Origin of the sequence: Sphingopyxis microcysteis (genome assembly GCF_012274265.1) — a bacterium.
In the GTDB taxonomy this organism is placed as follows: Bacteria; Pseudomonadota; Alphaproteobacteria; order Sphingomonadales; family Sphingomonadaceae; genus Sphingopyxis; species Sphingopyxis microcysteis.
This window is the reverse complement of record NZ_JAANYY010000002.1, coordinates 1514174-1539428: the sequence shown is the minus strand read 5'-3', so window position 1 is coordinate 1539428 and position 25255 is coordinate 1514174. Positions and strand designations below refer to the sequence as shown.

Genomic DNA, 25255 nt, shown 5'->3' with positions numbered 1-25255 from the left:
TCAGGTGCCGACGACGAAGCTGACCGCGGTCGTCGCGCTGCCGCCGACATTGAAGGTCGCGAAGTTGCGCGCGCCTTCGACCTGATAATCACCCGCATTGCCAGTCACTTGCCGCCAGCTGTCGAGCAGCATCCGGACCCCGGTGGCACCTACTGGATGTCCCAGCCCAATCAGCCCGCCAGATGGATTGACCGGCAATTTTCCGCCGAGCGCAATCGTCCCATCCTCGACCGCGCGCCAGCTTTCGCCGGGTTTGGTGATCCCGAAATGGTCGATCGCCATATATTCGGTGATCGAAAAGCAATCATGCACCTCGACCCCGTCGCAGGCGTAGATGTCGGGCATCTCGGCGCGGCGCAGCGCGTCCATCATCGCCTTGCGCACGCTGGGGAAGACATAGTCGCCGCCGCGGCTGTCCGCGACCTTGGTCGAATAGAGCAGGGGGGCGGTGGCGTGGCCCCAGCCCTTGATGCGCGGAATGCTGTCGAGCGGGATGCCCCGGCGTTTGGCATAGGCTTCGGCAACCGCGCGCGACGCGAGGAAGATCGCGGCAGCGCCGTCGGTGACCTGTCCGCAGTCGGATTTGCGCAGGCTCCCCTCGATCAGCGGATTGACCTCGTCATTCTCGCCCAGATGATCGTCGGTCACCGCCCAGCCGCGCGTCTGCGAATAGGGGTTCTTCTTGGCATTGGCGAAATTATTCGCCGAAATCGTGCGGAGATGCGCGCGGTCGAGCCCGAAGCGTTCCTCATATTCCTCGGCAACGCGCGCGAACATCCACGGCCACAGGTAACGCGCCTCCTGCGCCTCGCGCCCAGCCCAGGCGGCGGCGCCGAGATATTCGGCAGCGCGCTGGCCGGGGACGTTCCGCATCAGCTCGATGCCGAGCACCAGCGCGAGGCCATAACGCTCTGCTTCGATTTCGGCGGCGGCAGCGAGGATCGCGATGCTGCCCGACGCGCAGGCGGCCTCGTGACGCGAAGCGGGGATGCCCGCGAGGTGGGGATGGACGTGACCGAAGAAGCCGCCGAGCTGGCCTTGCCCCGCGAAGAGTTCGCCGACGAAATTGCCGACATGCGCGGTGTCGACCTCCTTCGGCTCGATGCCGGTCGCGACGAAGGCCGCTTCGGCGACGTCGCGGAACAGTTCGAACAGCCCGCCGCCCTCGCGCTCCATATTGCGCGAAAAATCGGTCTGCGCGCCGCCGAGGATGAAAACGTCTTTCGCCATGTCAGGCTTCCTTTTCGAGCTCGATAAAGCCCCTCCCCTTCAGGGGATGGGTTGGGGTGGGGGCTCGCAACCTTGCGCAAGGCCGATGGCCCCCACCCCGTTCGACTAAAGTCCCGGCTGGCGCCGGGCCAAGTCTCACTGCCCCTCCCCTGAAGGGGAGGGGTGATCCAAAACCATGTCGGCCATGGCGAGCGCCTGTTCGCGCACTTCGCTGCGCATCACCTTATTGGTGACGTTGCGCGGCAGTGCGTCGAAGCGGAACAGGCGTTCGGGCAGCTTGAACACCGCGAGATCCTTTTCACGCAGATAGTCGGTGACATCGGACAGGCTGACATCGTCGACGCCGCGCGGGACATAGGCGAGGCCGATGCGCTCGCCCATCGTCGGGTCGGGGAGCGAGAAGACGCACGCCTCGGCAAGCAACGGATGGCCGCCGAGCAGCTGGTCGATCTCTTCGGGCGAGATATTCACCCCGCCGCGGATGATCAGATCCTTGCAGCGCCCGACGAAGCGGTAGAAGTCTCCGCCCTCGGCGATTTCGAACAGGTCTCCGGTGCGGAACCAGCCGTCGTCGGTGAAGGCCTCGGCGGTGCGGTCGGGGGCGTTGTGATAGCCCTCGAACAGGCTGGGGCCGCGGATCTGCAGCTCGCCCGATATGCCGTCAGCCTCGATCGGGTCGCCGCCGCCGGGCGAGACAAGGCGGCTTTCGATATTCGCGGCGCGGCCCTCGCCATAGGGCGGTGGATATTGGCCGCGGCGCGGGAACAGGCTCGCGCGCTTGTCGGGATCGGGCATGTCGCCTTCGCCGGTGATGAAGCTCATCCCCTCGTTCGACCCGAAGACGTTGACGATGATGATGCCGAGCTTTTCCTGAAACCCACGCACCATCGCGGGCGCAAGCGGCGCGGAGCCCGAGGCGATGACGCGCAGGCTGGAGAGATCGACCGAGGCGAGCAGGGCCTCATTCTGCAGCAGCATGTTGAGCACCGCGGGCGGCGCGATCGTCAGGCTCGGCCGTTCGGTCGCGATCTGCTTGAGGTACACGCCGGGGTCGAAGGGGTGGTGCAGCACCATCGTCCCCGCGCTGGTCAGCCAGCACATGGTGATGCCCCCAATGCTCGCCATGTTGATGAGCGGGAAGGGGTTGAGCAAGACGTCGCCCGGCCCGACCTTCATCGCCTCGTAACCCGCGGCGGCGACGGCGATCCAATGGTTGTGGCTGCGCGGCACGCCTTTCGGCACGCCGGTGGTGCCCGAAGTCCAGCAGATGGTGAAAATATCGTCTGCGTCGACCAGGTTCGCCGCAACATGCGCAGCGAGGGCTTCGGCGTCGCCGTCGGCGGTTGAAAGGTCGAGCGCGCCTGCGGGCGCATCGGGGCCGAAGGTCATCAGCGCAATGCCATCGAGCAACGGCGCCGCGACGCCGATATGGTCGCAGCCCTTCACCTGCGTTGCGCAGACAAACGCCTTGGGTTCGACGACCCCGATCATGCCTTTCAGCTCATGGCTGCGATATTGCACCGCCGCCGGGCTGACGATCGCGCCGATCTTGGCCGCGGCGAAATAGAGCGCGACGAACTCGCTGATGTTGGGAAGCTGGACCAGCAGCACGTCGTCCTTGCCGATACCGGCCTTGACAAGCGCGCCCGCGAGCCGGTCGATCTCCGCTGCCAGCTCGGTGTAGCTTAACCGCTGCGGCTCGCCGAAAGCGAAGTCGCTACGGTTCGGCGCATCGACCAGCGCGAGCCGGTCAGGATGCGCCGCGGCATTGGCCGCGAACAGGTCGGCGAAAGTCTGATCGCCCCACCAGCCGCTTGCCCGATACTGCCGCCGCTTTTCCTCTCCCGCGACGATCATCTCAGGCGGCCAGTACGCTGTTTTCGCCCATGCCGATATCGTCGCCGCTCGCCCAAACGCTGTGCGTTCCCGAACAGATGCGTTCGGGCAGGATGATCCGGCACACCGGGCCTGCCGCGATATTCTTGGCGTCGATCAGCACGCATTCGGATTTGTCGGTTTCGAGGTCGGCGATGAACGAGACGAGATAGCCGTCGTCCTCGTCCTTGGCGTTGATCCGCGGCGCAAATGGCGCTTCGCTGCCGAAGCGGCCGGGGCCGAATTCATATTCCTCGCTCGTCCGCGCATTGAGGTCATGTTTCACCAAGCCGCGGAACAGGAACCAGCCCGGCTCGGGGATCGCGCTATAGGCATAGCGATAGGGCTTGCCCGCATAGCGATGGTTGAACATGCCGAATTCGAGGTCGCGGTCGTCGAGCCGCTCTTCCTTGGTTTCGCCGGTCTTGAGGTTGAAGCGCCAGCGGTGGAGGCGCGGCTTGAGCAGCCCCTGATCGAGATAGGCCATCATCCGTTCCAAGCCCTCGGGGGCGTTGGGGTAGGACTTCGGCATCGGCTCTTCCTGATAATAGCCGTCGAGGATGATCTCGTCGCCTTCCTCCCACGCGTTGAGCCAGTGGAGCGTGTAGGTCGGTTCGGCCTCGAACCAGCGAATATCCTCGGGCTGCCCATGCCGCGGAATGATCGCGAAGCGCGTCTTCTGGTCCGGATGAAACTGCACGACGTGCAGCCGCTTTTCGAGCAACTCCTCGTTCCAATAGAGCGGCATGTCGTTGAGGATCGTGTAATTTTCGGTGAACGCCATGTCGTGCGGCAGGCGCGGGCCGGGCAGTGGCACCGGGATATAATGCTTCAGCTTATTGTCCGGGCCGACGACGCCATAATGCATATAAGGCGCGTGCTTCGAATAATTGAAAAACATCAGCTCGCCGGTCGCGAGATCGACCTTGCAATGCGCCGAAATGCCGTCGAGGGGCACCCAGCTTTCGGTGCCATACTGTTCGAGCGTGAAGGGGTCGAGCCGATAGGCTTCGCCGCATTGATAGAAGGTCGAGATGATCTTGCCGGCATGGATCGCGACGTCGGTGGAGCTTGAATCCTTCAGCCATTCCTGCGCGCCCCAACCATGGCGCGTCGACTTGTGCGGCGGTTCCATCAGTCCGGCCCACAGCGAGCGGCCTGCTTCCTTCTCCGCCGCAAATCCCTTGGTGCGGACGAAGCGGCTGCGATAGCTGGCGCGGCCGTCCTTGAACGAAATGGCGTGGATGAAGCCGTCACCGTCGAACGGATGATACCGCCCGATCGGCTCGTGGATCTGGTTCTCGCCGGTGCGGACATAGACGCCGTCGATGTCGGTCGGAATGTTGCCGAGCACTTCGGCATCGCCATTGGCGAAGATCGCGTTCCATTCGTTGTACGTCGGCCGCCACGCGCCCTTCATATAGGGGTGATCGTTCGGCTGGATGGTGGTCTGGATCGTCTCGACAAGCTGGGCGGTCATGCGGGGACTCCTTCGGCGGCTGCAAAGCGCGGCCTTGCGGCCGCGGCATCATATTCGGAAACAAGGCGATCGACGATGGTCGCGATAGGTTCGACGCCGCGCACCGCGCCGACGCCTTGCCCGGCGGACCAGACATTTTTCCATGCCTTCGCGTCGTCCTGTGCGTCGGAGAAGTTCGGGCGCTTGTCCTCGGGCATGTTCGCGGGGTCATAGCCTGCGGCGATCAGGCTCGATTTCAGCCAGTTGGCGGTCACGCCGGTGATGCCCTTCGACGGCACGATGTCCTCGGCACCGGCGGCAACGACCATGTCCTTATATCCCGGCACCGCCATGCTCTCGGCACAGGCGATCAGCGATGTGCCCAGATAGGCGAGGTCGGCGCCGAGAATTTCGGCCGCACGTACAGCGTGACCCGTCGAGATCGCCCCGCCGAGCACCAGAGGTCCGTCCCAGAACTGCCGCACTTCCTCGACGAAAGCGAAGCCCGCGGTCGCGCCGGTGTGGCCGCCCGCGCCCGCGGCGACAAGGACGAGGCCGTCAACGCCCGCCGCTGCCGCCTTGCGCGCAAAGCCGACCGAATTGACGTCGGCGAAGACCAGTCCGCCATAGCTGTGGATTTCCTCGACCACGCGCGCCGGGCTGCCGAGCGCGGTGATCACCAGCGGCACCTTGTGGCGCACGACGCAGGCAAGGTCTTCGGCGAGGCGGCTGTTGGATGGATGTACGACAAGATTGACTGCCCAAGGCGCGGCGTCGGGATCGTTCGACAGCGCCGCGTCGATCCGGCTGACCCAATCCTCCAGATCGGCCGACGTTCGCGCATTGGGGGCAGGAAAGCTGCCGATCACGCCCGCGCGCGACGCCGCTATCACCATCTCCGGCCCCGACACGAGAAACATCGGCGCCGCGATCGCGGGCAGGCGCAAATTGCGCGTCAGCGCGGGGGGAAGGCCGTTGTGCGGCACCAACTATCCTCTCAAATTATCTGACTTGCATAACGATACTTAAAGCCGTTATGAGTCGCAAGGCAAGAAAAACATCGCGGGCGGTGGTCGCCAAGACGATGGAGCGTGGGAGGATCCTTATGAAGAGCTATTTTGTTGCGCTGCTCGCTGCATCGGCGCTCGCCAGCCCCGGTATGGCCTTTGCGCAGGACGCGGCGCCGGCTGATGATCAGGGCGGGCTCGAGGAAATCATCGTCACCGCGCAGAAACGCGCCGAGGGGCTGTCGGACGTACCGATCTCGATCTCGGCGGTCAGCGGCAAGCAGGTCGAAAATTACGGCCAGACCAACCTTGAACAGATCAGCTCGTCGGTGCCGAACCTCAAAATCACCCAGACCGCGATCGCCAACCGCATCGCGATCCGCGGCATCGCGTCGGGCGACAACAAGGGGTTCGAACAGTCGGTCGCGATGTTCGTCGACGGTGTTTATTACGGCCGCGACCAGCTTTCGCGCCTGCCGCTGGTCGACATGGAGCGCGTCGAGGTGCTGCGCGGCCCGCAGCCGACGCTGTTCGGGAAAAATGCCATCGCGGGCGCGGTCAACATCACCACGCGCAGCCCGACCGACGAGTTTGAAGGGTCGGTGAGCGGGCTTTATGAATTCAACCACAAGGAATTCCAGCTGACCGGCGTCTTGTCGGGACCGCTCAGCGACGGGATCGAGGCGCGCGTCGTCGGCTACCACCGCTCGATGGACGGCTATTTCTACAATCAGAAGCTCGACCGCGACGAACCGAATGTCGAAGAATATTATGTTCGCGGCAAGCTGGAGTTCGACAAGGGCGGGCCGCTCGCCGCCGAGCTCAAGCTGGAATATGCCGATTTTGAAATGAAGGGGCAGCCGCGCGACGTGTTCGGCGCGGTCGGCAATTACAACACCGTGTTCCAGGGACCGTTCTTCGTCAGCACCAACCCCGACTTTGTCCGCGAAGACAATGGTTATGAAAGCCGCAACAAGGTGTTCGGCGCGACGCTCAACGCCGATCTGGACATTGGCGAGCATACGCTGACCTCGGTCACCTCGCTGCTCGATTACAAGACCCGAGAAATCGTCGATGTCGATTTCTCGGGGATCAGCTTCCTCGACGGCACCAACTTGCAGGAGGACTACCGCCAGTTCTCGCAGGAATTGCGGCTGGCATCGCCCGGCGGCGAAGCGTTCAACTATATCGCCGGCGTCTATTATCAGAATGCCAAGCTCGATGTCGACGATCAGGTGCTGTTCAACTCGACCTTCCTTGCGCTGGGGCCGCCGTTCAATGCCATCGGCGATACGCGCAACGACCGCGTCTATTCGCAGAAATCCGACCTGATCTCGGTGTTCGCGCAGGGCGAGCTGGCGCTGAGCGACCGCTTCCGGATTACCGCGGGCGCGCGCTTCAACCATGAAAAGAAAAGCGGCAGCCGTACCCTCGCGGTGGTGCAGGGTCCGCTCAACAGCTTCAACCCGCTGATCGTGGCGGCGACCTTCCGCGCGCTCAATATCGAGGCGCACAGCATCTCGGGCAAACTCAGCGAAGACAGTTTCAACCCGATGGTCAACGTCCAGTTCGACGCGACTGACGACTTGATGCTCTATGCCTCGTTCGCGCGCGGGACCAAGGCGGGCGGCTTCGACATCCGCTCCAATTCGCTGCCGGGATCGACCACCGTCGCCCGCCCCGGCGCATTCGAATTCGCGGACGAAAGCGCCGACAATTTCGAGGCGGGGCTGAAATACAAGGGGCGCAATGTTGCGTTCAACCTGTCGCTCTATCGCACGACCTACAAGGATCTGCAGGTCAATATCTTCGACGGCACGCTGAACTTCAACGTCGCCAACGCCGCCGGCGCGCGCACCCAGGGGGTCGAGGCCGACTTCCGCGCCGCGCTTGCCGACGGGCTGACGCTTAGCGGGGCGATCGCCTATCTCGACTTCAAATTCACCAACTTCACCTCGGGCCAATGCTATTATTTGCAAACGCCTGGGCCGGGAGGTTTCTGCGACTACACCGGGCTGCGCAACGCCTTGTCGCCGAAATGGTCGGGCAACCTAAACCTCGACTATACGACCCCGATCAGCAGCGACATGAAGGTGGCGTTCAACGTCAATGCCGACTTCTCCTCCTCCTATATCGCTGCCGCGAACCTCGACCCGCGCACGCATCAGGACGGTTACGTCAAACTCGGCGCCCGGCTGGCACTGGCGCAGGTCGATGACCGGTGGGAGATCGCGCTGATCGGTCGCAACCTGACCAACCAGCGCATCCTGCAAACCGCGAGCTCGATGCCGCTGGCGACGACGATCACCCGCAATGCCGGCAATGCGTACAACGGCATCGTCGATCGCCCGCGCACGATTGCGGTCCAATTGACCGGGCGCTTTTGACACGGGGGAGGGCGGTGTACTGCCCTCCTGCCAGCCTTGTCGGGATAGCGGCCGTGGTTTAGTGGCGGCACGGACTGCAGGATGGCTTGAGCTTGAAACACGACCGCACCATCAGGGCTTGTTCGATCTGGCGCGCACTCGACGTCGTCGGCGACGTGCCGGTGCTGCTGCTCATGGAACAGGCCTTGCTGGGCATCCACAGTTTCGACGAATTTGTCGCGCGCACCGGCCTCGCGCGCTCGGTGGTCAACGGGCGGCTCAAGAAACTGGTCGAGGAGGATTGCCTCGCCAAGGTGCCGCGCAAGGGCGGCCGCGGTTTTCATTATATGCTCACGCCAAAGGGCCGTGACCAGTTTCCCAACGGCCTGATGATGCTGCGCTGGCAGCACAAGTGGGAGGCGGACGGCCGCGACTTTCAGGTCCGCCTGCACCACGCGACGTGCGGCCATGCGACCGAACCGGTGCCGACCTGCGGTCATTGCCACGCCGAAATCGACCCGCGCGACGTCGACTGGCGCGAAGGGCCGGGGCTGGCGCAGATCGTCCCGCATTACGAGCGCCGCCGGTTCAACGGCGAAATCGGCGCGCGGCGCCCGGGTGGCCGCCCGCTGGTCGACACGATGATCGAGCTGTTCGGCGACCGCTGGGCAACGCTGGTCGTCCGCGCGATGTTCACGCAGATCAACCGCTTTGACGAGATCCAGCGCGACACGCTGATGGCGACCAACATCCTGACCAGGCGGCTCGAGCGCCTGGTCCGGCAGGGCATCATTCGGGCGGTTCCCTATTCCGACCGCGGCGACCGCTTCGAATATCGCCTGACCGCCAAGGGCCGCGACCTTTATCCGGTGCTGCTCGCGTTGCTGCAATGGGGCGACCGCTGGTTTTCGGACGAGCGCGGACCGCCGGTGCTGTTGACCCACCGCCCCTGTGGTCACGATCTGAACATGGTCGTCGCGTGCAGCCATTGCGGGGACGAACTGCAGCTGGAAAACAGCCGTTTCACTGTCGAGCCGACCGAAACGTCGCCCGCGAAATAATCATGCGCCGCCCACTGGCGCGCGCGGGGCCGACTGGTTACATGGGCCGCCACCAAACGAATCGCGCGCGCCGCCCCGATATGCGGGACAGGCGCCGCCCGCACCAGAAAGTGGCCCCGATGGAAATCACAACCGGTCTGACCTTTGACGATGTCCTGCTGGTGCCGGGGCCATCCGAAATTCTGCCCAGCGATGCGGTCCTTGCGACCCAGCTGACCAGCGAGATCGGCCTCAATATCCCGATCCTGTCGTCGGCGATGGACACGGTGACCGAGGCGGACATGGCGATCCTGATGGCGCAGATCGGCGGCATCGGCGTTCTCCACCGCAACCTCACGATCGAAGAACAGGCCGCGGCGGTGCGGCAGGTCAAGCGCTTTGAAAGCGGGATGATCGTCAACCCGATCACCATCACCCCCGACGCGCCGCTGTCCTATGCCACCGCGCTGATGAACCAGCACCGGATTTCGGGTATCCCCGTCGTCGAAACCGGCGGCAAGCTGGTCGGCATCCTGACCAACCGCGACGTCCGTTTCGCCGACAATCCCGGCCAGCCGGTGCGCGAACTGATGACCGCCGACAACCTCGCAACCGTTCGCCCCGGCGTCGGGCAGGACGAGGCGCGCAAGCTGCTGCACCAGCGCCGCATCGAAAAGCTGCTCGTCGTCGACGACGATTATCGCTGCATCGGCCTGATCACCGTCAAGGATATGGAAAAGGCGGTCAATTTCCCCGACGCGACCAAGGACGGTAGCGGCCGCCTGCGCGTCGCCGCGGCGACCAACACCGGCGATTCCGGGATCGAGCGCGCCGAAGCGCTGCTCGACGCCGAATGCGACCTGATCGTTGTCGATACCGCGCATGGGCACAGCAAGATGGTTGGCCACACCGTCGAGCGCATCAAGAAGCTGTCGAACCGCGTCCAGGTACTCGCGGGCAATGTCGCGACCGGCGACGCGACCAAGGCGCTGATCGACGCGGGCGCCGATGGTGTGAAGGTCGGCATCGGCCCCGGATCGATCTGCACGACGCGGATCGTGGCCGGGGTCGGCGTACCCCAGCTGACCGCGATCCTCGACAGCGTAGAACAGGCCGCGAAACGGAATATCCCGGTAATCGCCGACGGCGGCCTGCGCACCTCGGGCGATATCGCGAAGGCGCTGGCGGCGGGCGCATCGTGCGTCATGGTCGGCTCGCTGCTGGCCGGGACCGCCGAGGCGCCGGGCGAAACCTTCCTGTTCCAGGGCCGGACCTACAAAAGCTATCGCGGCATGGGCAGCGTCGGCGCGATGGCGCGCGGCTCGGCCGACCGCTATTTCCAGCAGGACATCAAGGACCAGATGAAGCTCGTCCCCGAAGGGATCGAGGGTCAGGTACCGTTCAAGGGCGCCGCGAAGGACGTGATTCACCAGCTCGTCGGCGGGGTGAAAGCGGCGATGGGCTATACCGGGAGCCGCACGCTTGCCGACTTCCGCGAGCGCGCCAAATTTGTCCGCATCACCAATGCGGGGCTGCGCGAAAGCCATGTCCACGACGTCGCGATCACGCGCGAAGCGCCGAATTATCCGGCGGGTTGAGCGTAAGATGATGCGCAAGGCCGGATAACCCCACCCGCTGCGACTATGCCAGCAAGCTGGCCAGTCTCGCTGCCCTCCCCTAAAGGGGAGGGGGAGAATTGAATGACCCCCGCCGCCCGCGTCCAGACCGCAATCGAAATCCTCGACGCTATCGCTGCCTCGGCGCGCGAGGGCGGGGCGCCTGCCGACGCGATCTTTGGCGAAGCGATGCGCGCGCGGCGTTATGCAGGGTCGAAGGATCGCCGCGCGATCCGCGGCCTCGTCTATGATGCGATCCGCCGCGTCCGGTCGGCGCCGCCGTCGGGCCGCGCCGCGATGCTCGCGCTCGCCGACACCGATCCCGAACTGGCGGCGCTGTTCGACGGCTCTTCCTACGGCCCGGCGGCGATTGCCGCCGACGAACCGCGCGCCGAAACCGGGCTTGCCGCGACCGCGCTGCTCGCGCTGTTCGACCCGCTGGTCGATGCTGCCGAGCATGATGCGATGCTGGTCCGCGCATCGCTCGATCTCCGGGCCAATCGTCTGCGATCGAGCGGCGATGAGCTCGCGACGATCTTTCCCGAAGGGGAGCCGATCGCGGGGCTTACCGACGGCTGGCGTCTGCCGGGCGAAACCGCCGCCGTCCAGCACGCGGCCTATGCCGAGGGACGTTTCGAGGTTCAGGACGCCGCGAGCCAGTATGCCGCGGCGGCGCTCGATGCCCATGCAGGGCAGGCGATCGTCGATCTGTGCGCCGGCGGCGGGGGCAAGACGCTCGCGATCGCGTCGGCGACCGGCGACGCCGCCGATATTCTTGCCTGCGACACCAACCGCGCGCGGCTCCAGCAGCTTCTGCCGCGTGCCGAACGCGCGGGCGCGACGCGCATCGAAACGCGGCTGCTCAACCCCGGCAAGGAACATGATATGCTCGCCGACTGGCAGGGCCGGGCCGACCGCGTTTTCGTCGATGCGCCTTGTTCGGGCAGCGGCACCTGGCGGCGCAGTCCCGAGCTTCGCTGGCGGCTTACCCCGTCGCGGCTCGACCGGCATCTCGCCGATCAGGCGAAGCTGATCGAGCTTGGCGCCGATCTTGTGGCGCCGGGCGGCAAACTTCTTTATGCCGTCTGCTCGATCATCGCGCGCGAGGGGCGGGCACAAGTGGATGATTTTCTGCATCATCATCCGGGCTGGACTGCCGACACCGGCTATCTCCCGGACGGCGTTGGCCGCGCCGCGGGGGCCGGTTTTCTGCTCACCCCGGCGCATGACCGCAGCGACGGATTTTTTCTCGCACGTCTGACAGCGCCATGTTAGCATCCCCGTCAATGAATAGATGGGAGAATGCGATGCGCGTCGGTATTCTGGCTCTGTCCGCGGGTCTTGTCCTGGCCAGCTTGCCCACGGCATCCGATGCCCAGCGCGCCGACAACGACATCTTCCCGCGCTCGACCGCGCTCCAGCAGGAAGGGCAAAAGGCGCAGGAAGCCGGCGATCTCAACCTTGCGATCGATCTGTATGAATCGGCGCTCGCCGCCGACCCGCGCAACCGCTCCGCGATCATCGCGCTGGCGCAGGTCGCGCGCGCGCAGGGGCTGCCGGGCAAGGCGATCGGCCTCTATCGCGAAGCCCTGGTGCTCGAACCCAATGACGTCGTCGCGCTGACCGGGCAGGGCGAAGCGCTCGCCGACAAGGGCGCCCTCGAACTTGCGCGCGAGAAGCTGGCCGAGGCGCAGCGGGTCTGCGGCGACAAATGCCCGCAAGTCGCGGCGCTCGAAAAAACCATCGCATCGAGCGCCTCGAAGCGCGTCGTCGCCGCCGAGGTGCTGGTACCGAAACCCGTCGTCGCGACGGTTGGGGCCAGCAACCAGAACTGATCCTCGCCCCATCGCGATCGGGAACGGCGGTTAGCGGTTGGAAGCTGCCGTAACAACGAGCTAGCCCCTCCCCTTCAGGGGAGGGGCAACGAAGACTTGGCAGCTTGCTGCCTAGTCGTAGTGGGGTGGGGGCCATCGGCCTTGCGCAAGGCCGATGGCCCCCACCCGCTGCGACTAACGAACAAGTTCGTAAGTCTCGCTGCCCTCCCCTGAAGGGGAGGGCGTGGCTTTCCCGCTACGCCCGCTCACCACTCCAAAAACAGTCGTGGCCTCCAGATAAGCCTTTCCCACTCTATTTCGCTGTTCCAGCCTTCGTTCCGGACTGTCAGCCGGTCGATGGCAGCGGTCGCTTTCCGCCGTGCTGGAGCGGCCACACTTGGGTAGGTTCCGCCTATCGAGGGGCTAAAATCGGACCGCCATAGGGCTGACTTTTACTGATCTTTGGAATTTCCGCACGGGATCATGAGCCGATCCGAGCAGCGCACAATGGTGGGAAACGACCGATTGCGGACGTTCAGACAGGCTCGGCGACTGTCAAATCGATTCCACACTTGCTGCAAATCTTGGCGGGCCAAGGCACGCACCATATCCCACGCATGAACAGCGAGCGACTGCAAGCGGGGCAACGGAAGATAGTGAGCATAATGAAGCCGTGGCAGAGCCAAAAAAGCACCGCCGATTGTTGCGCCCGCCTCACCAAAGTAGCAGGTTAAAACACTCCACCATATTGGGAAACTGAAGAAGACCGCCCAGGTCCACATCATAAAACGCCAAGACTTCTTGTAGACCGACATCTACGCTTAATGCCTTCTTGGCTGGGTAAAGGCACCGTCCGCTCCCCACCCCAAAGCCGACATGCCAGTCGTCACCAAGTTGTGGCGACCTATCTCAGCCCCCCAGCCTCCGCGTCAGCTCGACCCATTCGGCGACGCTGACCGTTTCGGCGCGGCGGGTCGGGTCGATCCCGATCGCTTCGGCTGCCGCGACCGCGCCCTCGACACCCTTCAGGCTCTGGCGCAGCATCTTGCGCCGCTGGCCGAACCCCTTTTCGGTGAGCTTTGCGAGGCGCTTCGCATCGACCCCCGCCGGTTCGTCGCCCGGTGTCACATGGACGATCGCCGACATGACCTTGGGCGGCGGGGTAAAGGCCGACCGGTGGACCTTCATCGCAATCTTCGCGTTCGACCGCCACTGCGCGAGCACCGCGAGCCGTCCATAGGCATCGGTCCCGACCGGCGCCACGATGCGCTCGGCGACCTCGAGCTGGAACATCAGGGTGAGCGATCGCCATTGCGGCGGCCATGCGGCGGGTTCGAGCCAGCGGGTGAACAGCGCGGTGCCGACATTGTACGGCAGGTTCGCGACAATATGGTAGGGCGCGCCGCCGGTAACTGCGTCGACGTCGACCGCCATCGCATCGTCGGCAATCACCGTCAGCTGCTCCGGGAACGCCTCGCTCAACTCCGCGAGCAGCGGCAGGCAGCGATCGTCGCGTTCGACCGCGATCACCTTTGCCCCGGCGCGGAGCAGGGCGCGCGTCAGGCCGCCGGGGCCGGGGCCGACCTCGAATACCGTGGCGCCGTTGAGGCCGCCGGGGATCGCGGCGATGCGGTCGAGCAGTTGCTCGTCGAACAGGAAATTCTGCCCGAGCGCCTTGCTGGCGGAGAGCCCGTGCGCGCGCACCGTTTCACGCAGCGGTGGCAGGTCGGGCGCTGGGCGGGCGCTCACTTCGCTGGCGCGCAGCTGCGCTCGCGCGCGATGGCGAGCGTGGCGGCCATCGCGATCGCGGCAATCGTCGGGCCGGGATCGGCCAGCCCGGTTCCTGCGATGTTGAACGCGGTGCCATGGTCGGGCGAGGTCCGAATGATCGGCAGGCCGAGCGTCAGATTGACGCCGTCGTGGAAATGCAGCGCCTTGAATGGCGTCAGCGCCTGGTCGTGATAGGCGCAAAGCAAGGCGTCATAGCGCGCGCGGACGGCTGGCGCGAACAGGCTGTCGGCGGCGAGCGGACCATCGACGATGATACCCTCCTCGGCCAGCTGTGCCACCGCGGGAATCATGACGCGGTCTTCCTCGCTGCCGAGCTGGCCGCTTTCCCCGGCGTGCGGGTTGAGTCCCGCGAGCGCGATGCGCGGGCTTTCGATGCCGAAATCGCGTTTCAGCCCGCGCGCCACGATCCGCGCCTTGGCGACGATCAGCTCGACCGTCAGCCGCTCGGGCACTTGGGCGAGCGGGATATGGACGGTCAGCGGAACGACGCGGAGCGATGGCCCCGCCAGCATCATCACCGCATTGGTTGCGGTGACGCCGCAGCGTTCGGCGATGAATTCGGTCTGGCCGGGATGGGTGTAGCCGATACCGTGCAGGGCGAATTTCGACACCGAACCGGTGACCAGCGCGGAACTCGCCTGGTTGCGGGTCAGGCCGATGCCCGTCTCGAGCGCGTGCAGCGCGCAGGTCGCGCCCGCGGCGGTCGGTGTGCCGGGGGTCAGCGGGCCGCTGTCTTCCAGATGCCACACGGGCAGCGCTTCGTCGAAGACCCGCTGGACCTCGTCCATGTCGCCGACGCGGGCGATCGGACCGTCCCAAACCGCTTCGATTGCCGCAGAGTCGCCAATCGCGACGAATGCAGGCAGGCCATGTTCGCGGCGCGCGGCCCAGGCGCGGGCGGTCACGTCGGGTCCGACGCCGGCCGGATCACCCATGGTGACCGCGATCGGCTGTCGAAGATCAGGATAAGGCATTAGCTATATTCGATCACGGCATCCCGGCGGAGATCGCGCAGATAGCGCTGAGCCCGCTTGTTGACCTTTTCTTCGAGCAGGCGCTGTTCGATCTGCTCGATGTTCGGCGCGGTCGCCGTTTGCGGCATATCGCGGCCGCACAGCACCAGGACGCTGATCCCTTCGTTGGCGGCGCCGAACGGCTGGGTCGTCTGACCGATCTGCAAATTCACCAGCGTGTTCTGGAGCGGTGCGGGCAACACCCGCATTTCGATATTGTCGCGCGACACCACATTGGCGCCCAATTGCGCGGCAACCGCATCGGCAGCGCCGCAGCCCGCGATATTGCGCGTCGCCTCGGCAAACTGCCCAGCGATTTCCGACGCCCGCGCCTGCGTGGTACCGGCGGGGAAATCGAGCGAGATCTGCTTGAGGCTGAGGATCGCGTCGCGCGGATCGGCGGTCAGCACCTGGCGCCGGTCGACCATCAGCATGATCGACACGCCGCCGGGAACCTCGATCGGACCGACCAGCTGGCCCGGCTGCATCGTCGCGGCCGCTTCCGCCATCGACGTGGGCAACTGGCCTGCCTTTACCCAGCCCAGATCGCCGCCGACGACAGCGGTCGATGCTTCGGAAAACTGGCGCGCATAAGCGGCAAAACTGCCGCCCGACTGCAAGGCCTGGATGATCTTACGGGCATTCTCGACCACCGCAGCGACATTTTCGGGCGGTGCCGACAGATAGATTTCGCCAAGATGGAACTCATCCTGTCCCTTGGCATCGTTCATCCGCTGGACGACCGATTCCACTTCCTCGGTCGAGACGTTCGTGGTCGACTGGATATTGCGCGACAACAGACGGTCCCAGGCAAATTCGCCGCGGATCTGCTGTTTCACCGCAGCAGCCGACGAACCTTTCGAAGCAAGATAGGTCGAAAACTGCTCGGGCGTCTGCTTGAAGCGCAGCGCGAGCCGCGCGAACTGGTCGTTGACGACATTTTCGTCGATCGTGATGTCCGCTGCCTTGGCTTCCTGGATCTGCAATTTCTCGTCGATCAGGTTGCTGAAAACCTGCTGGCGCAGCCGCTGCAACTCTTCGGGGGGCAGCGCGACATCATTGTTGGCGATCCGGATCAGCGCCATGCGATGTTCGATGTCGGTGGCGGTGATGATCTCACCGTTCACGGTCGCCGACGGGCGATAGACATTGCCCTTGGCATCGCCGAAGATCTGGACGTTGCCCGGGATATTGAGGCTGGTCGTCGGCACTTCATTGTCGCTGACAGTCTGGGCCAACACCGGCGTGATGCCGACGGCGGCCACGGCGATCAGGCTGATCATGGTCGAAAACTTGGTCATCTTTACCCTATTCGAGAAGGTTTGGACGCTCCGTATCAGCGGATACGCCCGATGGTCCAGCGCAATCCACCATCCGGACGTGTTTCAAGCCCGCCTTTAGGTCGGACACGCTGAACCTACGCTGAGCGACGCGTTCAGAACCCGAGGTTGCGGAAAGCAATGCGGAACGAGAAGCTGTTGCCGCGCCGGGCGTCGCCGGTATCGGCATAGTCGCGGCGCCAGGTCAGCGCGATCGACAGGCAGTCGTCGTCATAGGCCACCCCCAGCCGGTGGCGAATCGGTTCGAACCCGTCGGCGGTACTCAAGGGATCGTCGCTTCGCTTGGTCAGATCGACGATCGCCGAACCAAAGACCGACCAATATTGCGCCACCTTGACCCGTCCGCCGACGCGCGCTTCCTCGCGGTCCTGGAAATCTTCGCCGAGCAGCAGGATGTCGCGGTTGAGCCGCGAATAACCGAGTACCGCATAGGTCGACCGACTGCCGATCGTCGCGTCGAATTCGTTGCGGCGAATGGCCAGATTATCCTTGTCGAGCCGGTAGCGGTGGGTGAGGCGCAAGAAGTCGCGATAGGCGATCGTCGTCCGCCCGACGACGTCCGACGTGCGGCTGGTCAGCCCGGTCCCGTCGGGGAACAGCGCGGGCTTGTCCGACAGGCGATAGCTTTGGCCGACGCTGCTGCTGATGTTGAATCCCGGACGGCTGAAATTCCATTCGACGCCATAGGTGATGCGCGCGCCATCCTCGAACCGGTCATAGCCGTTGAAGCGGTTGATCGCGAACAGGTTGCTGTCCTCGAGATCAAAGGCGCGGGCATCCTCATTGGGGATGTCGATATTTTCGATCGGTGGGGTGGCGACGATCTGGATGCGCGGGGTCAGCGTTTGGGTGCCGCCTGCAAACTCCCCGACAAAGGGCCAGCGCATGTCGGCGGCGACCGCCGCGATACCGCGCGCCTGCCAGCCCGATTTGCCGCGATAGCCGGGGATCGCGGTCAACAGATTTTCATCGCTGTGATAGACGTCGCCGCGCACCAGCGCGGTCAAGGTGACTTCCTGCCCCAGCCGCGTCAGGCCGCGCAGGTCCCAGCGCGCACCGGCGAAGGCGCGCTGCGTATCCTGTCCCGCGGTGCGGCCGATCGCCAGCGTGTTCAGCTGCAACTCGACCTGGCCGCCCAGCACCGGATCGGCAAAACGCTGGCGGTAATCGATGATCGGCAGCGCAATGGGTTGCTGCCCCTGGCTGTCGTTGGCGCGCAGCGTTTGCGTCGCCCAACCCGCGATCGAGAGGTAGGAATTGCCGCCGATCCGCTCGAGCTCGAAGGTCGAGCGCAGCCGGTCGTCGCGGCTGATGTCGTAGCGGCGCATGAACGTCCGGTCGGTCGCGATACGGCCCGAATAGCTGAAGCTCCAGCGCGGGTCGAACTGGAACTTGCCGGCGCTTTCAAGGTAACCGCGAAAGCGTTCGCGGCTGTCGGGGTCCTCGCCGGTGAGCGGGACCAAAGAGCTGTAGGTCGCAAAGCCGTTGATGCGGAACGAACCAATGTCGGTCAACGCGCGGAATTCGCCTTCCAGCATCGGTGCGGCGCCGGTGTAGAGGTGCGGGGTGATGGTGATATCGCGATCGGGTGCCAGGCGCAGGTAATAAGGCACCGCAATTTCAAAGCCGTTGCTGCGGTCGAGCCGGATCTCGGGTACCAAAATGCCGCTGCCAGCCTCGCTGTTCGCCGGATGGCTGAGCCCGGGGAGCGGAATCAGCGGCAGGCCGAAAATCTCGACCCGCGCGCCCTTGTAGCGGACCTTGTTGTTCGCCCGGTCATAAGTCACCCGGACGGCGCGGATTTGCCAGCTCGGGTTCTTGGGGCAACCGTCGGCATCTTCGACCGGGCAGGCGGTGTAGGCGGCATTTTCCAGCTGAATATTGCCGTTCTCGAACCGCGTGCCCTTGACCGCGGCCAGCCGCGAACCGTTGTCGAGGACAACGAGCAGGTTTTCGACGACGCCGTCGCGCAGGCTGTCGGTCAGCTCGATCCGGTCGCCATACGCAATGTCGCCCTCGGGGTTCTTGATCGCGACATTGCCCTCGGCGAACACCTGGCCGGTCTTGCGATTCCACGTCACCTTGTCCGCGCGCATCGAAATTGCCTCGCGGTTCATCGCGACATTGCCCTCGGCCACGACGATTTCGGTATCGCTGTCGTAATTCAGGCTGTCGGCGGCAAAACCGACCTGATCTTCGGCGGCGACCGCGGGGGCGTCGGTGGTGACGGGCGAAATATCGGGGGTCTGAAGATCGGGCTCGCCAGCAATTTCCTGTGCGGGACGCGAATCGCCGATCTGCTGTCCCGCCGCAGGGCTGGCGAGCAGCGCAAATCCACTCGCGGTGGCCAGCCACAGCCGCTGCGATCGGTGCGCGCTTTGGAACAAAGTCCAGCTCATTTAATCACTTTGTCCCACTTGATCGATCGCGTCCGCCCGGGTTGGACCGGCTGCTTTGTTTTTGCAACTCGCAAGCGAAACCCCTATCGGTCCCGCACGTTGCAATCAATCTTCGCATAAGAGAGTTACCGAATGGACATTCACTTTGTCGCGCAAATCGATGCGTCTGCCGACGTCGTCGCTTTTCCGGTCCGCAAGGGCGAGCTGAACGCCTTCGTACAGGCGCTGGGCGAGCCGCACGGTGCGTTGCTGGGTGGCGCCGCGGCGCAGGCGCGGTTCGAGGGCGCGGCGGGCGGGATTGCCGAAACCGCCGCGGTCGATGGCGGGCGCGTACTGCGCCTGCTGCTCGTCGGGATCGGCGAGGGCTCGGTGCACGACCTCGAACGCGCGGGCGGTGCGCTGACCGCGCGCTTGCAGACCAGCGGAGCCGCGGCCGTCCATGTCGACTTTGCAAGCGCGGGCGCGGTCGATGAAGAGGATGTGCTGGCGTTCGCCATGGGCGCAAAGCTGCGGAACTGGCGGATCGACACTTATCGCACGCGGCTTGCCGACAACGCAAAGCCCAGCCTCAAGTCGCTGTCCATCGCGTCGCCGCACCGCGACCTGACGGCACGCTGGGCGGTGAATGAAGCCATCGCCGATGGTGTCGCCCTGACCCAGACGCTCGTCGCCGAACCGCCGAATATCCTCTATCCCGAAAGCTTCGTCGAACGCTGCCAGCATCTTGCCGAGCTTGGCGTCGAAATCGAGGTGCTCGATGAACGCCAGATGCAGGCGCTCGGTATGGGGGCGCTGCTCGGCGTCGCGCAGGGTTCGACGCGTCCGCCGCGGCTGCTCGCGATGCGCTGGAACGGGGGCAAGGACGGCGACAAGCCGGTGGTATTCATCGGCAAGGGCGTGACCTTCGACACTGGCGGGATCAGTCTGAAGCCCGGCCCCGGCATGGACATGATGAAATGGGACATGGGCGGCGCAGGTGCCGTCGCAGGCGCGATGAAGGCGATTGCCGGGCGCAAGGCCAAGGCGAACGTCGTCGGCGTGGTTGGGCTGGTCGAGAACATGCCCGACGGCAATGCGATGCGCCCCGGCGACATTGTCTCGACGATGTCGGGCCAGACGGTCGAAGTACTCAACACCGACGCCGAGGGGCGGCTGGTGCTGTGCGACGCGATCACGTGGGCGCAGAAAATGTATTCGCCGAAGGTCGTCGTCGATCTCGCGACGCTGACCGGCGCCATGGTGATCTCGCTCGGGCACGAATATGCGGGCATCTTTGCCAATGACGACGCGCTCGCGGACAAGCTGATCGGCGCAGGCGAGACGAGCAATAACAAGCTGTGGCGCTTTCCCCTCTCGGCGGCCTATGACAAGCTGATCGACAGCCCGATCGCCGACATGAAAAATATCGGCCCGCGCGAGGGCGGTTCGATCACCGCGGCGCAGTTCCTGAAACGCTTCGTCGATGAGGGCGTCGCCTGGGCGCACCTCGACATCGCCGGTACGGCCTGGTCGGACAAGGACGGGCCGGTGTGGGCGAAGGGAGCGACGGGCTACGGAGTGCGTCTGCTCGACCGTTACATTGCCGAGAACCACGAGGGTTGATCGATGGGTAACTACCGTAGCCCTGAGCCTGTCGAAGGGCGCTTTTCAGATAGGCACCCTTCGACAGGCTCAGGGTTTCGATGAGAGGCTGAGCGGAGAATTACGTGCTGCGCGTCGACTTCTACCGGCTGACCCGCGACCCGGTTGAACGGGTTCTCCCCGCTATCGCGGCGCGCGTTTTGGCGAACGGCGACCGCTTGCTGGTGGTTGCCGCGCCTGCGATGCAGCGGCAGTCGATTGATGACGCGCTGTGGACGTTGCAGCCTGCCAGCTTCCTGCCGCATGGCCATGCGGGATCGCCCGACGCGGCAATCGAGCCTATTCTGATTTCGGGCACATTCGACGCGGCAGTCGCTAACGGCGCAACGCATGTCGTGCTTGCCGACGGCGAATGGCGCGACGAGGCGTTGGTGTTCGACCGCAGCTTTCTGATGTTCGACAACAGCCGCATCGACGACGCTCGTACACTCTGGCGCACGCTTGCCGCGCGCGACGACATCGATAACCGCTTCTGGAAACAGGACGAAAACGGCCGCTGGTCGGAGGGGCCGTGAGTGTGACGAGGGTCACCGCGCGATTGCGCGCGCGGTGGCACGGATCAGGATAATCAGCAACGGGAGCCGATCATGACCAGAATTTCCGTTATCGCCCTGGCGGCCAGCGCGCTGCTCCTTGCCGCTTGCGGTTCGAAATCGGAGTCCGAAGTTGCCAGCGGCACTTACACTGATCCGGAAACCGGGCAGACCGCCGATTACAAGATTACCAGCAGCGACGACGGCGAGAGCGGCAAGGTCAGCATCAAGACCGAAGACGGCGAGATGGTGTTCGGCGGCGGCGCGGGCAACGCCAAACTCCCGGCCGGCTTTGCCCCCTATCCAGGCTCGAAGATAACCGGAGGTTTTTCGGCCAGCGGCACCGAGGGCACCGGCGGGATGGCCAGTTTCGAGGTTGATGCCAAGGCCGCCGATGTCATCGCGCATTTCCGCAAACAGGCCGAAGCGGCGGGCATGAAGGTCACCAGCGAGATCAAGAGCGGCGATACCATGATCATCGGCGCTGAAAAATCCGGCGACGGCCAGGGCGGGGTGCAGATCACGGCCACGCAAACCGGATCGCAAGTGAACGGCACCATCACCCACGGCGGCGGCTGACGCGCGCCCGTACGGGGTACACTCTCCGACCTTGCGGCGGCGCGAAAGCGCGGCTAGAGGCGCGCGCATCGCAGACCATAACAACACAGGAGCTTCCCCCATGGCGGTCACCCGCACTTTTTCGATCATCAAGCCCGACGCCACGCGTCGCAACCTGACCGGCGCCGTCACCAAGATGCTGGAGGACGCCGGCCTGCGCGTCGTCGCGTCGAAGCGCATCCACATGAGCCGCGAACAGGCCGAGGGCTTCTATGCCGTCCACAAGGAACGCCCCTTCTTCGGCGAACTCGTCGACTTCATGATCAGCGGCCCGGTCGTCGTCCAGGTTCTGGAAGGTGAAGACGCAATGCAGCGCAACCGCGACATCATGGGCGCCACCAACCCCAAGGACGCCGCACCCGGCACGATCCGCAAGGAACTCGCCGAAAGCATCGAAGCGAACACGGTGCACGGTTCGGACAGCGACGAAAACGCCGCGATCGAAATCGCGTACTTCTTCAAGCCCGAAGAAATCGTCGGCTAAACGACACAGGCAAAGCCGAAATGAAGGGGCCGCCGGAGCGATCTGGCGGCCTTTTTCGTTCGGACCCGCGAACCCGACGTCACGAATATGTTTGCGTTCCGCTCTAGGCCGGACGTTCGTCGAACCATTTGCGTCTTCGGTGCGTCGCGTCGACGCGGCGAGCCAAGGCATTGAGGGGGAAGGGCAATACGCAACCGGCGACCAGGAAAAGATAGACGACCGGCGATCCGGGGGCCGAAATCATGAACCAGCTGCCGACGGCCCAGCAAATGCCGACGGTCGCAAGGACGGCGTATTTGAACAGATTGTGCCGGCGGTGGTGGCTTGCATAGCTCGCTTCCACAACGGGGCGATGCTGGAACCTTTCCGAGACCGAGTGCCGCCACGCGCGCAGGTCGCGCTCATAACGCGTGGCTTCACAGGCCGATGCCGCGAAGAAGAGCAATGCCGATGCGGCTGCGACCACGGTCGTCCAGCCGGTAAAATAGGCGGCGGCGCCGACCGAGATCAAGCCCAGGATGGAGAGGATCGCGACAATCGCGCTGGCGGTGAACTCTCGTTCGCTATGGCGGTCGAGCAATCGATTGGCTTCGCGCTCCAGCTTCCGGGCTTCGTCTGTCGTCAATAGCCGGGCATGGCACTCGCTATCGAAATAGATCCACCCTTTTACGGTTTCGCGTATCCATAGCGATATGCGCGCCTGCTGAGCTTCGCGCCAGTTTTCGTTCGATTTCGAGCTTTGGATTTGCATCGGCCCGCAATATCCAAAATTGCTTAACGGCCACCTATCGCCAGTCAGAAGTCTTCCGCGACCGCCATCAGCCCGCCCAGCTTCTTCGGCGCCACCGCCAGCCAGCTCTTGCGCAGCCACTCGCCGATTGCATCCCAATCGGTGTCGCCGAGGTCGAGGCGGATGCCGACCCAGCCGTCGCCGAAATAGGCGGGGCGGTAATAGCGATCTTCGTCGAGCTCGATCAGCATCGCCTGCTCCTCGGCGCCGCTGATCTTCACCAGCAGCGCGATCTTGCCGTCGCCATGGTGGTCCTCAGTGAAATAGGCGAATTTCTTGCCCTTTACGATCCCGAAGCAGGGCATGCCGTGGGATAAGACTTCGTCCGCCTCGGGCAAAGCCATCGCCAGATCGCGCACGCGGGCGCGCAGATAGTCGGGCGATCGTTCGCGCGTGACGAAGGCGGCGAGGGTCGGCGGATAGAGCTGATGCTCGGCAATCCGCACGCGTGCGGCAAGGGTTTCGACGGTGTCGCCGGGCAAGATCGCGACCGGCGTCTGCGCCAGCACCGGGCCGTCGTCGACCCCGGGGGTGACGATGTGGACGCTGCACCCGCCAATTTTGTCGCCCGCGTCGATCGCTCGCTGATGGGTGTCGAGTCCCTTGTAGCGCGGCAGCAGGCTGGGGTGGATGTTGAGCATCTTGCCCGCCCAGCGCGCAACGAAATCGTCGCTCAGGATGCGCATATAGCCCGCGAGCGCGACAAAGTCGGCCTTGGCTTTGCGCAGTTCGGCGTCGACAAGCGCGTCGAATGCGTCGCGGGCCATGCCCTTGTGCGAGAGGCTCCACGTTGCGATGCCCTCGGCTTCGGCAATGGCAAGACCGGGAGCGTCGGGATTGTTGCTGGCAACCAACACGATCTCATAGGGGCAATCGGCGGCCTTCGCGGCATAGAGCAGCGCTGCCATATTGGTTCCGGCGCCGGAGATCAGGACGGCGACTTTGGCTTTCACGCCAATCCTCCCTGCGCGAAGCATGGGGAGGGGGAGCGCGCCCGAAGGGCGTGGTGGAGGGGCGAAAACGCCGCGCTACCTGCCCCTCCGTCAGCCCCTGCGGGGCTGCCACCTCCCCATTGCTGCGCAACAGGGAGGATATTATCCATTATGCGTCGCGCTCCATGCCCCCATCGCGCTCCAAGTCTCGGCGCTGCCGGTGACGGTGCAGCCTTTTTCGCCCGCGGCGATATGCCCGATCCGGTGGACCGTCTCGCCCGCGGCTTCCAGCGCTGCGGTCACCTCGGCAACATCGCCCTCGCTAACGACCACCGCCATGCCGATCCCGCAGTTGAAGGTGCGCGCCATTTCCTCGGGCTCGATGTTCCCCTGCGCCTGCAGGAACGCCATCAGTCGCGGCTGGTCCCATGCGTCGGCATCGACATGCGCGTGCAGGATTTTCGGCAGCACGCGCGGGATATTTTCGAGCAGGCCGCCGCCGGTGATGTGCGCGAGCGCATGGATCTTGCCGGTCTTTACCAGCGGGAGCAGGCTCCTCACATAGATCCGCGTCGGCGCCATCAGCGCGTCGATCAACAGGATATTCTGGTCGAACAGGGCAGGGCGGTCGAGTTTCCACCCCTTGTCGGCGGCCAATCGGCGCACGAGCGAAAAGCCGTTCGAATGTACCCCCGACGAGGCAAGGCCGAGGATGACGTCGCCCGCCGCCACCTTGTCGGCGGTCAGCACCTGGTCGCGCTCGACCGCGCCAACGCAAAAGCCCGCAAGGTCATAATCGCCGTCCGAATACATCCCCGGCATCTCGGCGGTTTCGCCACCGATCAGCGCGCAGCCAGCCTGCTTGCAGCCTTCTGCGATGCTTGCGACGACGTCGGTCGCAACATCGTTGTCGAGCTTGCCGGTCGCATAATAATCGAGGAAAAACAGCGGCTCGGCGCCCTGCACGATCAGGTCGTTCGCGCACATGGCGACGAGGTCGATCCCGACCCCGTCATGCTTGCCCGATTCGATCGCAAGCTTGAGCTTTGTTCCCACGCCGTCGTTTGCGGCGACCAGCAGAGGGTCATTGAAGCCCGCGGCCTTCAGGTCGAAAAAGCCGCCAAAACCGCCAAGGTCGGCATCGGCACCGGGACGGCGCGTCGCGCGGGCGAGCGGGGCAATGGCACGGACCAGCGCGTTGCCGGTTTCGATCGATACGCCAGCCTGCGCATATGTGTAGGAGGCGGGTGAGTTGTGCTTGGAATCCATGGCCAGCGCGACTAACGACTCTGGCCACGAAATGCCAT

The 25255-nt window shown here is 64.5% G+C and carries 20 protein-coding genes; 9 read left to right on the top strand and 11 right to left on the bottom strand.

What is annotated here, in order from left to right:
• The 4 genes from G9408_RS07295 to G9408_RS07280 all read right to left on the bottom strand — a co-directional run bounded on the left by G9408_RS07295 (position 1) and on the right by G9408_RS07280 (position 5550).
• Positions 1-1230 (bottom strand): acetyl-CoA acetyltransferase, encoded by a 1230-nt coding sequence (locus G9408_RS07295; RefSeq protein WP_168453300.1) that lies wholly within the window; start codon positions 1228-1230, stop codon positions 1-3.
• A 135-nt stretch (positions 1231-1365) separates the two neighbouring features.
• Entirely contained in the window at positions 1366-3087 is a 1722-nt protein-coding gene (locus G9408_RS07290) for a class I adenylate-forming enzyme family protein (protein ID WP_168453299.1), read from the bottom strand.
• 1 nt (position 3088) lies between these two features.
• The gene (locus G9408_RS07285; RefSeq protein WP_168453298.1) at positions 3089-4585 is read right to left on the bottom strand and encodes a carotenoid oxygenase family protein; all 1497 of its coding nucleotides are present in this window, start codon (positions 4583-4585) and stop codon (positions 3089-3091) included.
• On the bottom strand, positions 4582-5550 hold the full coding sequence (locus G9408_RS07280; protein WP_328804406.1) for an NAD(P)H-dependent flavin oxidoreductase: 969 nt from the start codon (positions 5548-5550) through the stop codon (positions 4582-4584). Before G9408_RS07280 ends, G9408_RS07285 begins: the two co-directional genes overlap by 4 nt.
• A gap of 119 nt (positions 5551-5669) precedes the next feature.
• On the opposite strand from G9408_RS07280, the gene G9408_RS07275 reads away from it, so the two are divergent.
• The 5 genes from G9408_RS07275 to G9408_RS07255 all read left to right on the top strand — a co-directional run bounded on the left by G9408_RS07275 (position 5670) and on the right by G9408_RS07255 (position 12428).
• Complete coding sequence (locus G9408_RS07275; RefSeq protein WP_235957494.1) at positions 5670-7958, top strand: TonB-dependent receptor; 2289 nt, start codon at positions 5670-5672, stop codon at positions 7956-7958.
• 92 nt (positions 7959-8050) lie between these two features.
• Positions 8051-8998: a winged helix-turn-helix transcriptional regulator gene (locus tag G9408_RS07270; RefSeq protein WP_168453296.1), complete on the top strand. Its 948-nt coding sequence runs from the start codon at positions 8051-8053 to the stop codon at positions 8996-8998.
• 119 nt (positions 8999-9117) lie between these two features.
• The gene (gene guaB, locus G9408_RS07265) at positions 9118-10575 is read left to right on the top strand and encodes an IMP dehydrogenase (protein ID WP_168453295.1); all 1458 of its coding nucleotides are present in this window, start codon (positions 9118-9120) and stop codon (positions 10573-10575) included.
• Between the two features lie 102 nt (positions 10576-10677).
• Positions 10678-11868, top strand: coding sequence for an RsmB/NOP family class I SAM-dependent RNA methyltransferase (locus G9408_RS07260; RefSeq protein WP_168453294.1), 1191 nt, complete (start codon positions 10678-10680; stop codon positions 11866-11868).
• 32 nt (positions 11869-11900) lie between these two features.
• On the top strand, positions 11901-12428 hold the full coding sequence (locus tag G9408_RS07255; RefSeq protein WP_168453293.1) for a tetratricopeptide repeat protein: 528 nt from the start codon (positions 11901-11903) through the stop codon (positions 12426-12428).
• An 888-nt stretch (positions 12429-13316) separates the two neighbouring features.
• On the opposite strand, the gene rsmA is transcribed toward G9408_RS07255, so the two are convergent.
• The 4 genes from rsmA to G9408_RS07235 form a co-directional block, all read right to left on the bottom strand.
• Positions 13317-14156 (bottom strand): 16S rRNA (adenine(1518)-N(6)/adenine(1519)-N(6))-dimethyltransferase RsmA, encoded by an 840-nt coding sequence (gene rsmA, locus G9408_RS07250; protein ID WP_328804405.1) that lies wholly within the window; start codon positions 14154-14156, stop codon positions 13317-13319.
• Positions 14153-15172 carry a 4-hydroxythreonine-4-phosphate dehydrogenase PdxA gene (pdxA, locus tag G9408_RS07245; protein WP_168453292.1) on the bottom strand — a complete coding sequence of 340 codons (1020 nt, stop codon included), beginning with the start codon at positions 15170-15172 and terminating at the stop codon, positions 14153-14155. The genes rsmA and pdxA overlap by 4 nt, the downstream gene beginning before the upstream one ends.
• A complete protein-coding gene (locus tag G9408_RS07240; RefSeq protein WP_120216781.1) occupies positions 15172-16512 on the bottom strand; it encodes a peptidylprolyl isomerase in 1341 nt (446 codons plus the stop codon). The genes pdxA and G9408_RS07240 overlap by 1 nt, the downstream gene beginning before the upstream one ends.
• Before the next feature lie 134 nt (positions 16513-16646).
• On the bottom strand, positions 16647-18950 hold the full coding sequence (locus G9408_RS07235) for an LPS-assembly protein LptD (protein WP_168453291.1): 2304 nt from the start codon (positions 18948-18950) through the stop codon (positions 16647-16649).
• 132 nt (positions 18951-19082) lie between these two features.
• Here G9408_RS07235 and G9408_RS07230 point away from each other — a divergent pair, with 132 nt between their 5' ends.
• From G9408_RS07230 to ndk, 4 genes are all read left to right on the top strand, one after another.
• Positions 19083-20552 (top strand): leucyl aminopeptidase, encoded by a 1470-nt coding sequence (locus G9408_RS07230; RefSeq protein WP_168453290.1) that lies wholly within the window; start codon positions 19083-19085, stop codon positions 20550-20552.
• Positions 20553-20656: 104 nt separating this feature from the next.
• Positions 20657-21106 (top strand): DNA polymerase III subunit chi, encoded by a 450-nt coding sequence (locus G9408_RS07225; protein WP_328804404.1) that lies wholly within the window; start codon positions 20657-20659, stop codon positions 21104-21106.
• A gap of 72 nt (positions 21107-21178) precedes the next feature.
• Entirely contained in the window at positions 21179-21703 is a 525-nt protein-coding gene (locus G9408_RS07220; protein ID WP_168453289.1) for a hypothetical protein, read from the top strand.
• 100 nt (positions 21704-21803) lie between these two features.
• Positions 21804-22226 (top strand): nucleoside-diphosphate kinase, encoded by a 423-nt coding sequence (gene ndk / locus G9408_RS07215; protein ID WP_137869411.1) that lies wholly within the window; start codon positions 21804-21806, stop codon positions 22224-22226.
• Positions 22227-22329: 103 nt separating this feature from the next.
• Here ndk and G9408_RS07210 read toward each other — a convergent pair whose 3' ends face one another.
• The 3 genes from G9408_RS07210 to purM all read right to left on the bottom strand — a co-directional run bounded on the left by G9408_RS07210 (position 22330) and on the right by purM (position 25217).
• On the bottom strand, positions 22330-22977 hold the full coding sequence (locus tag G9408_RS07210) for a hypothetical protein (RefSeq protein WP_168453288.1): 648 nt from the start codon (positions 22975-22977) through the stop codon (positions 22330-22332).
• A 44-nt stretch (positions 22978-23021) separates the two neighbouring features.
• Positions 23022-23993 carry a phosphoribosylglycinamide formyltransferase gene (purN, locus tag G9408_RS07205; protein WP_168453287.1) on the bottom strand — a complete coding sequence of 324 codons (972 nt, stop codon included), beginning with the start codon at positions 23991-23993 and terminating at the stop codon, positions 23022-23024.
• A 117-nt stretch (positions 23994-24110) separates the two neighbouring features.
• Positions 24111-25217 carry a phosphoribosylformylglycinamidine cyclo-ligase gene (gene purM, locus G9408_RS07200; protein ID WP_168453286.1) on the bottom strand — a complete coding sequence of 369 codons (1107 nt, stop codon included), beginning with the start codon at positions 25215-25217 and terminating at the stop codon, positions 24111-24113.
• Positions 25218-25255: the final 38 nt, after the last annotated feature.

Excerpts from the sequence above, each read along its gene's own strand:
- G9408_RS07255 (WP_168453293.1), top strand. The coding sequence starts at position 11,901 with ATGCGCGTCGGTATTCTGGCTCTGTCCGCGGGTCTTGTCCTGGCCAGC.
- pdxA (WP_168453292.1), bottom strand. The coding sequence starts at position 15,172 with ATGCCTTATCCTGATCTTCGACAGCCGATCGCGGTCACCATGGGTGAT.
- G9408_RS07275 (WP_235957494.1), top strand. The coding sequence starts at position 5,670 with ATGAAGAGCTATTTTGTTGCGCTGCTCGCTGCATCGGCGCTCGCCAGC.
- G9408_RS07260 (WP_168453294.1), top strand. The coding sequence starts at position 10,678 with ATGACCCCCGCCGCCCGCGTCCAGACCGCAATCGAAATCCTCGACGCT.
- G9408_RS07235 (WP_168453291.1), bottom strand. The coding sequence starts at position 18,950 with ATGAGCTGGACTTTGTTCCAAAGCGCGCACCGATCGCAGCGGCTGTGG.
- guaB (WP_168453295.1), top strand. The coding sequence starts at position 9,118 with ATGGAAATCACAACCGGTCTGACCTTTGACGATGTCCTGCTGGTGCCG.
- G9408_RS07230 (WP_168453290.1), top strand. The coding sequence starts at position 19,083 with ATGGACATTCACTTTGTCGCGCAAATCGATGCGTCTGCCGACGTCGTC.
- ndk (WP_137869411.1), top strand. The coding sequence starts at position 21,804 with ATGGCGGTCACCCGCACTTTTTCGATCATCAAGCCCGACGCCACGCGT.
- G9408_RS07290 (WP_168453299.1), bottom strand. The coding sequence starts at position 3,087 with ATGATCGTCGCGGGAGAGGAAAAGCGGCGGCAGTATCGGGCAAGCGGC.
- G9408_RS07295 (WP_168453300.1), bottom strand. The coding sequence starts at position 1,230 with ATGGCGAAAGACGTTTTCATCCTCGGCGGCGCGCAGACCGATTTTTCG.
- purN (WP_168453287.1), bottom strand. The coding sequence starts at position 23,993 with ATGCTTCGCGCAGGGAGGATTGGCGTGAAAGCCAAAGTCGCCGTCCTG.
- G9408_RS07240 (WP_120216781.1), bottom strand. The coding sequence starts at position 16,512 with ATGACCAAGTTTTCGACCATGATCAGCCTGATCGCCGTGGCCGCCGTC.
- G9408_RS07210 (WP_168453288.1), bottom strand. The coding sequence starts at position 22,977 with ATGCAAATCCAAAGCTCGAAATCGAACGAAAACTGGCGCGAAGCTCAG.
- purM (WP_168453286.1), bottom strand. The coding sequence starts at position 25,217 with ATGGATTCCAAGCACAACTCACCCGCCTCCTACACATATGCGCAGGCT.
- G9408_RS07220 (WP_168453289.1), top strand. The coding sequence starts at position 21,179 with ATGACCAGAATTTCCGTTATCGCCCTGGCGGCCAGCGCGCTGCTCCTT.
- G9408_RS07285 (WP_168453298.1), bottom strand. The coding sequence starts at position 4,585 with ATGACCGCCCAGCTTGTCGAGACGATCCAGACCACCATCCAGCCGAAC.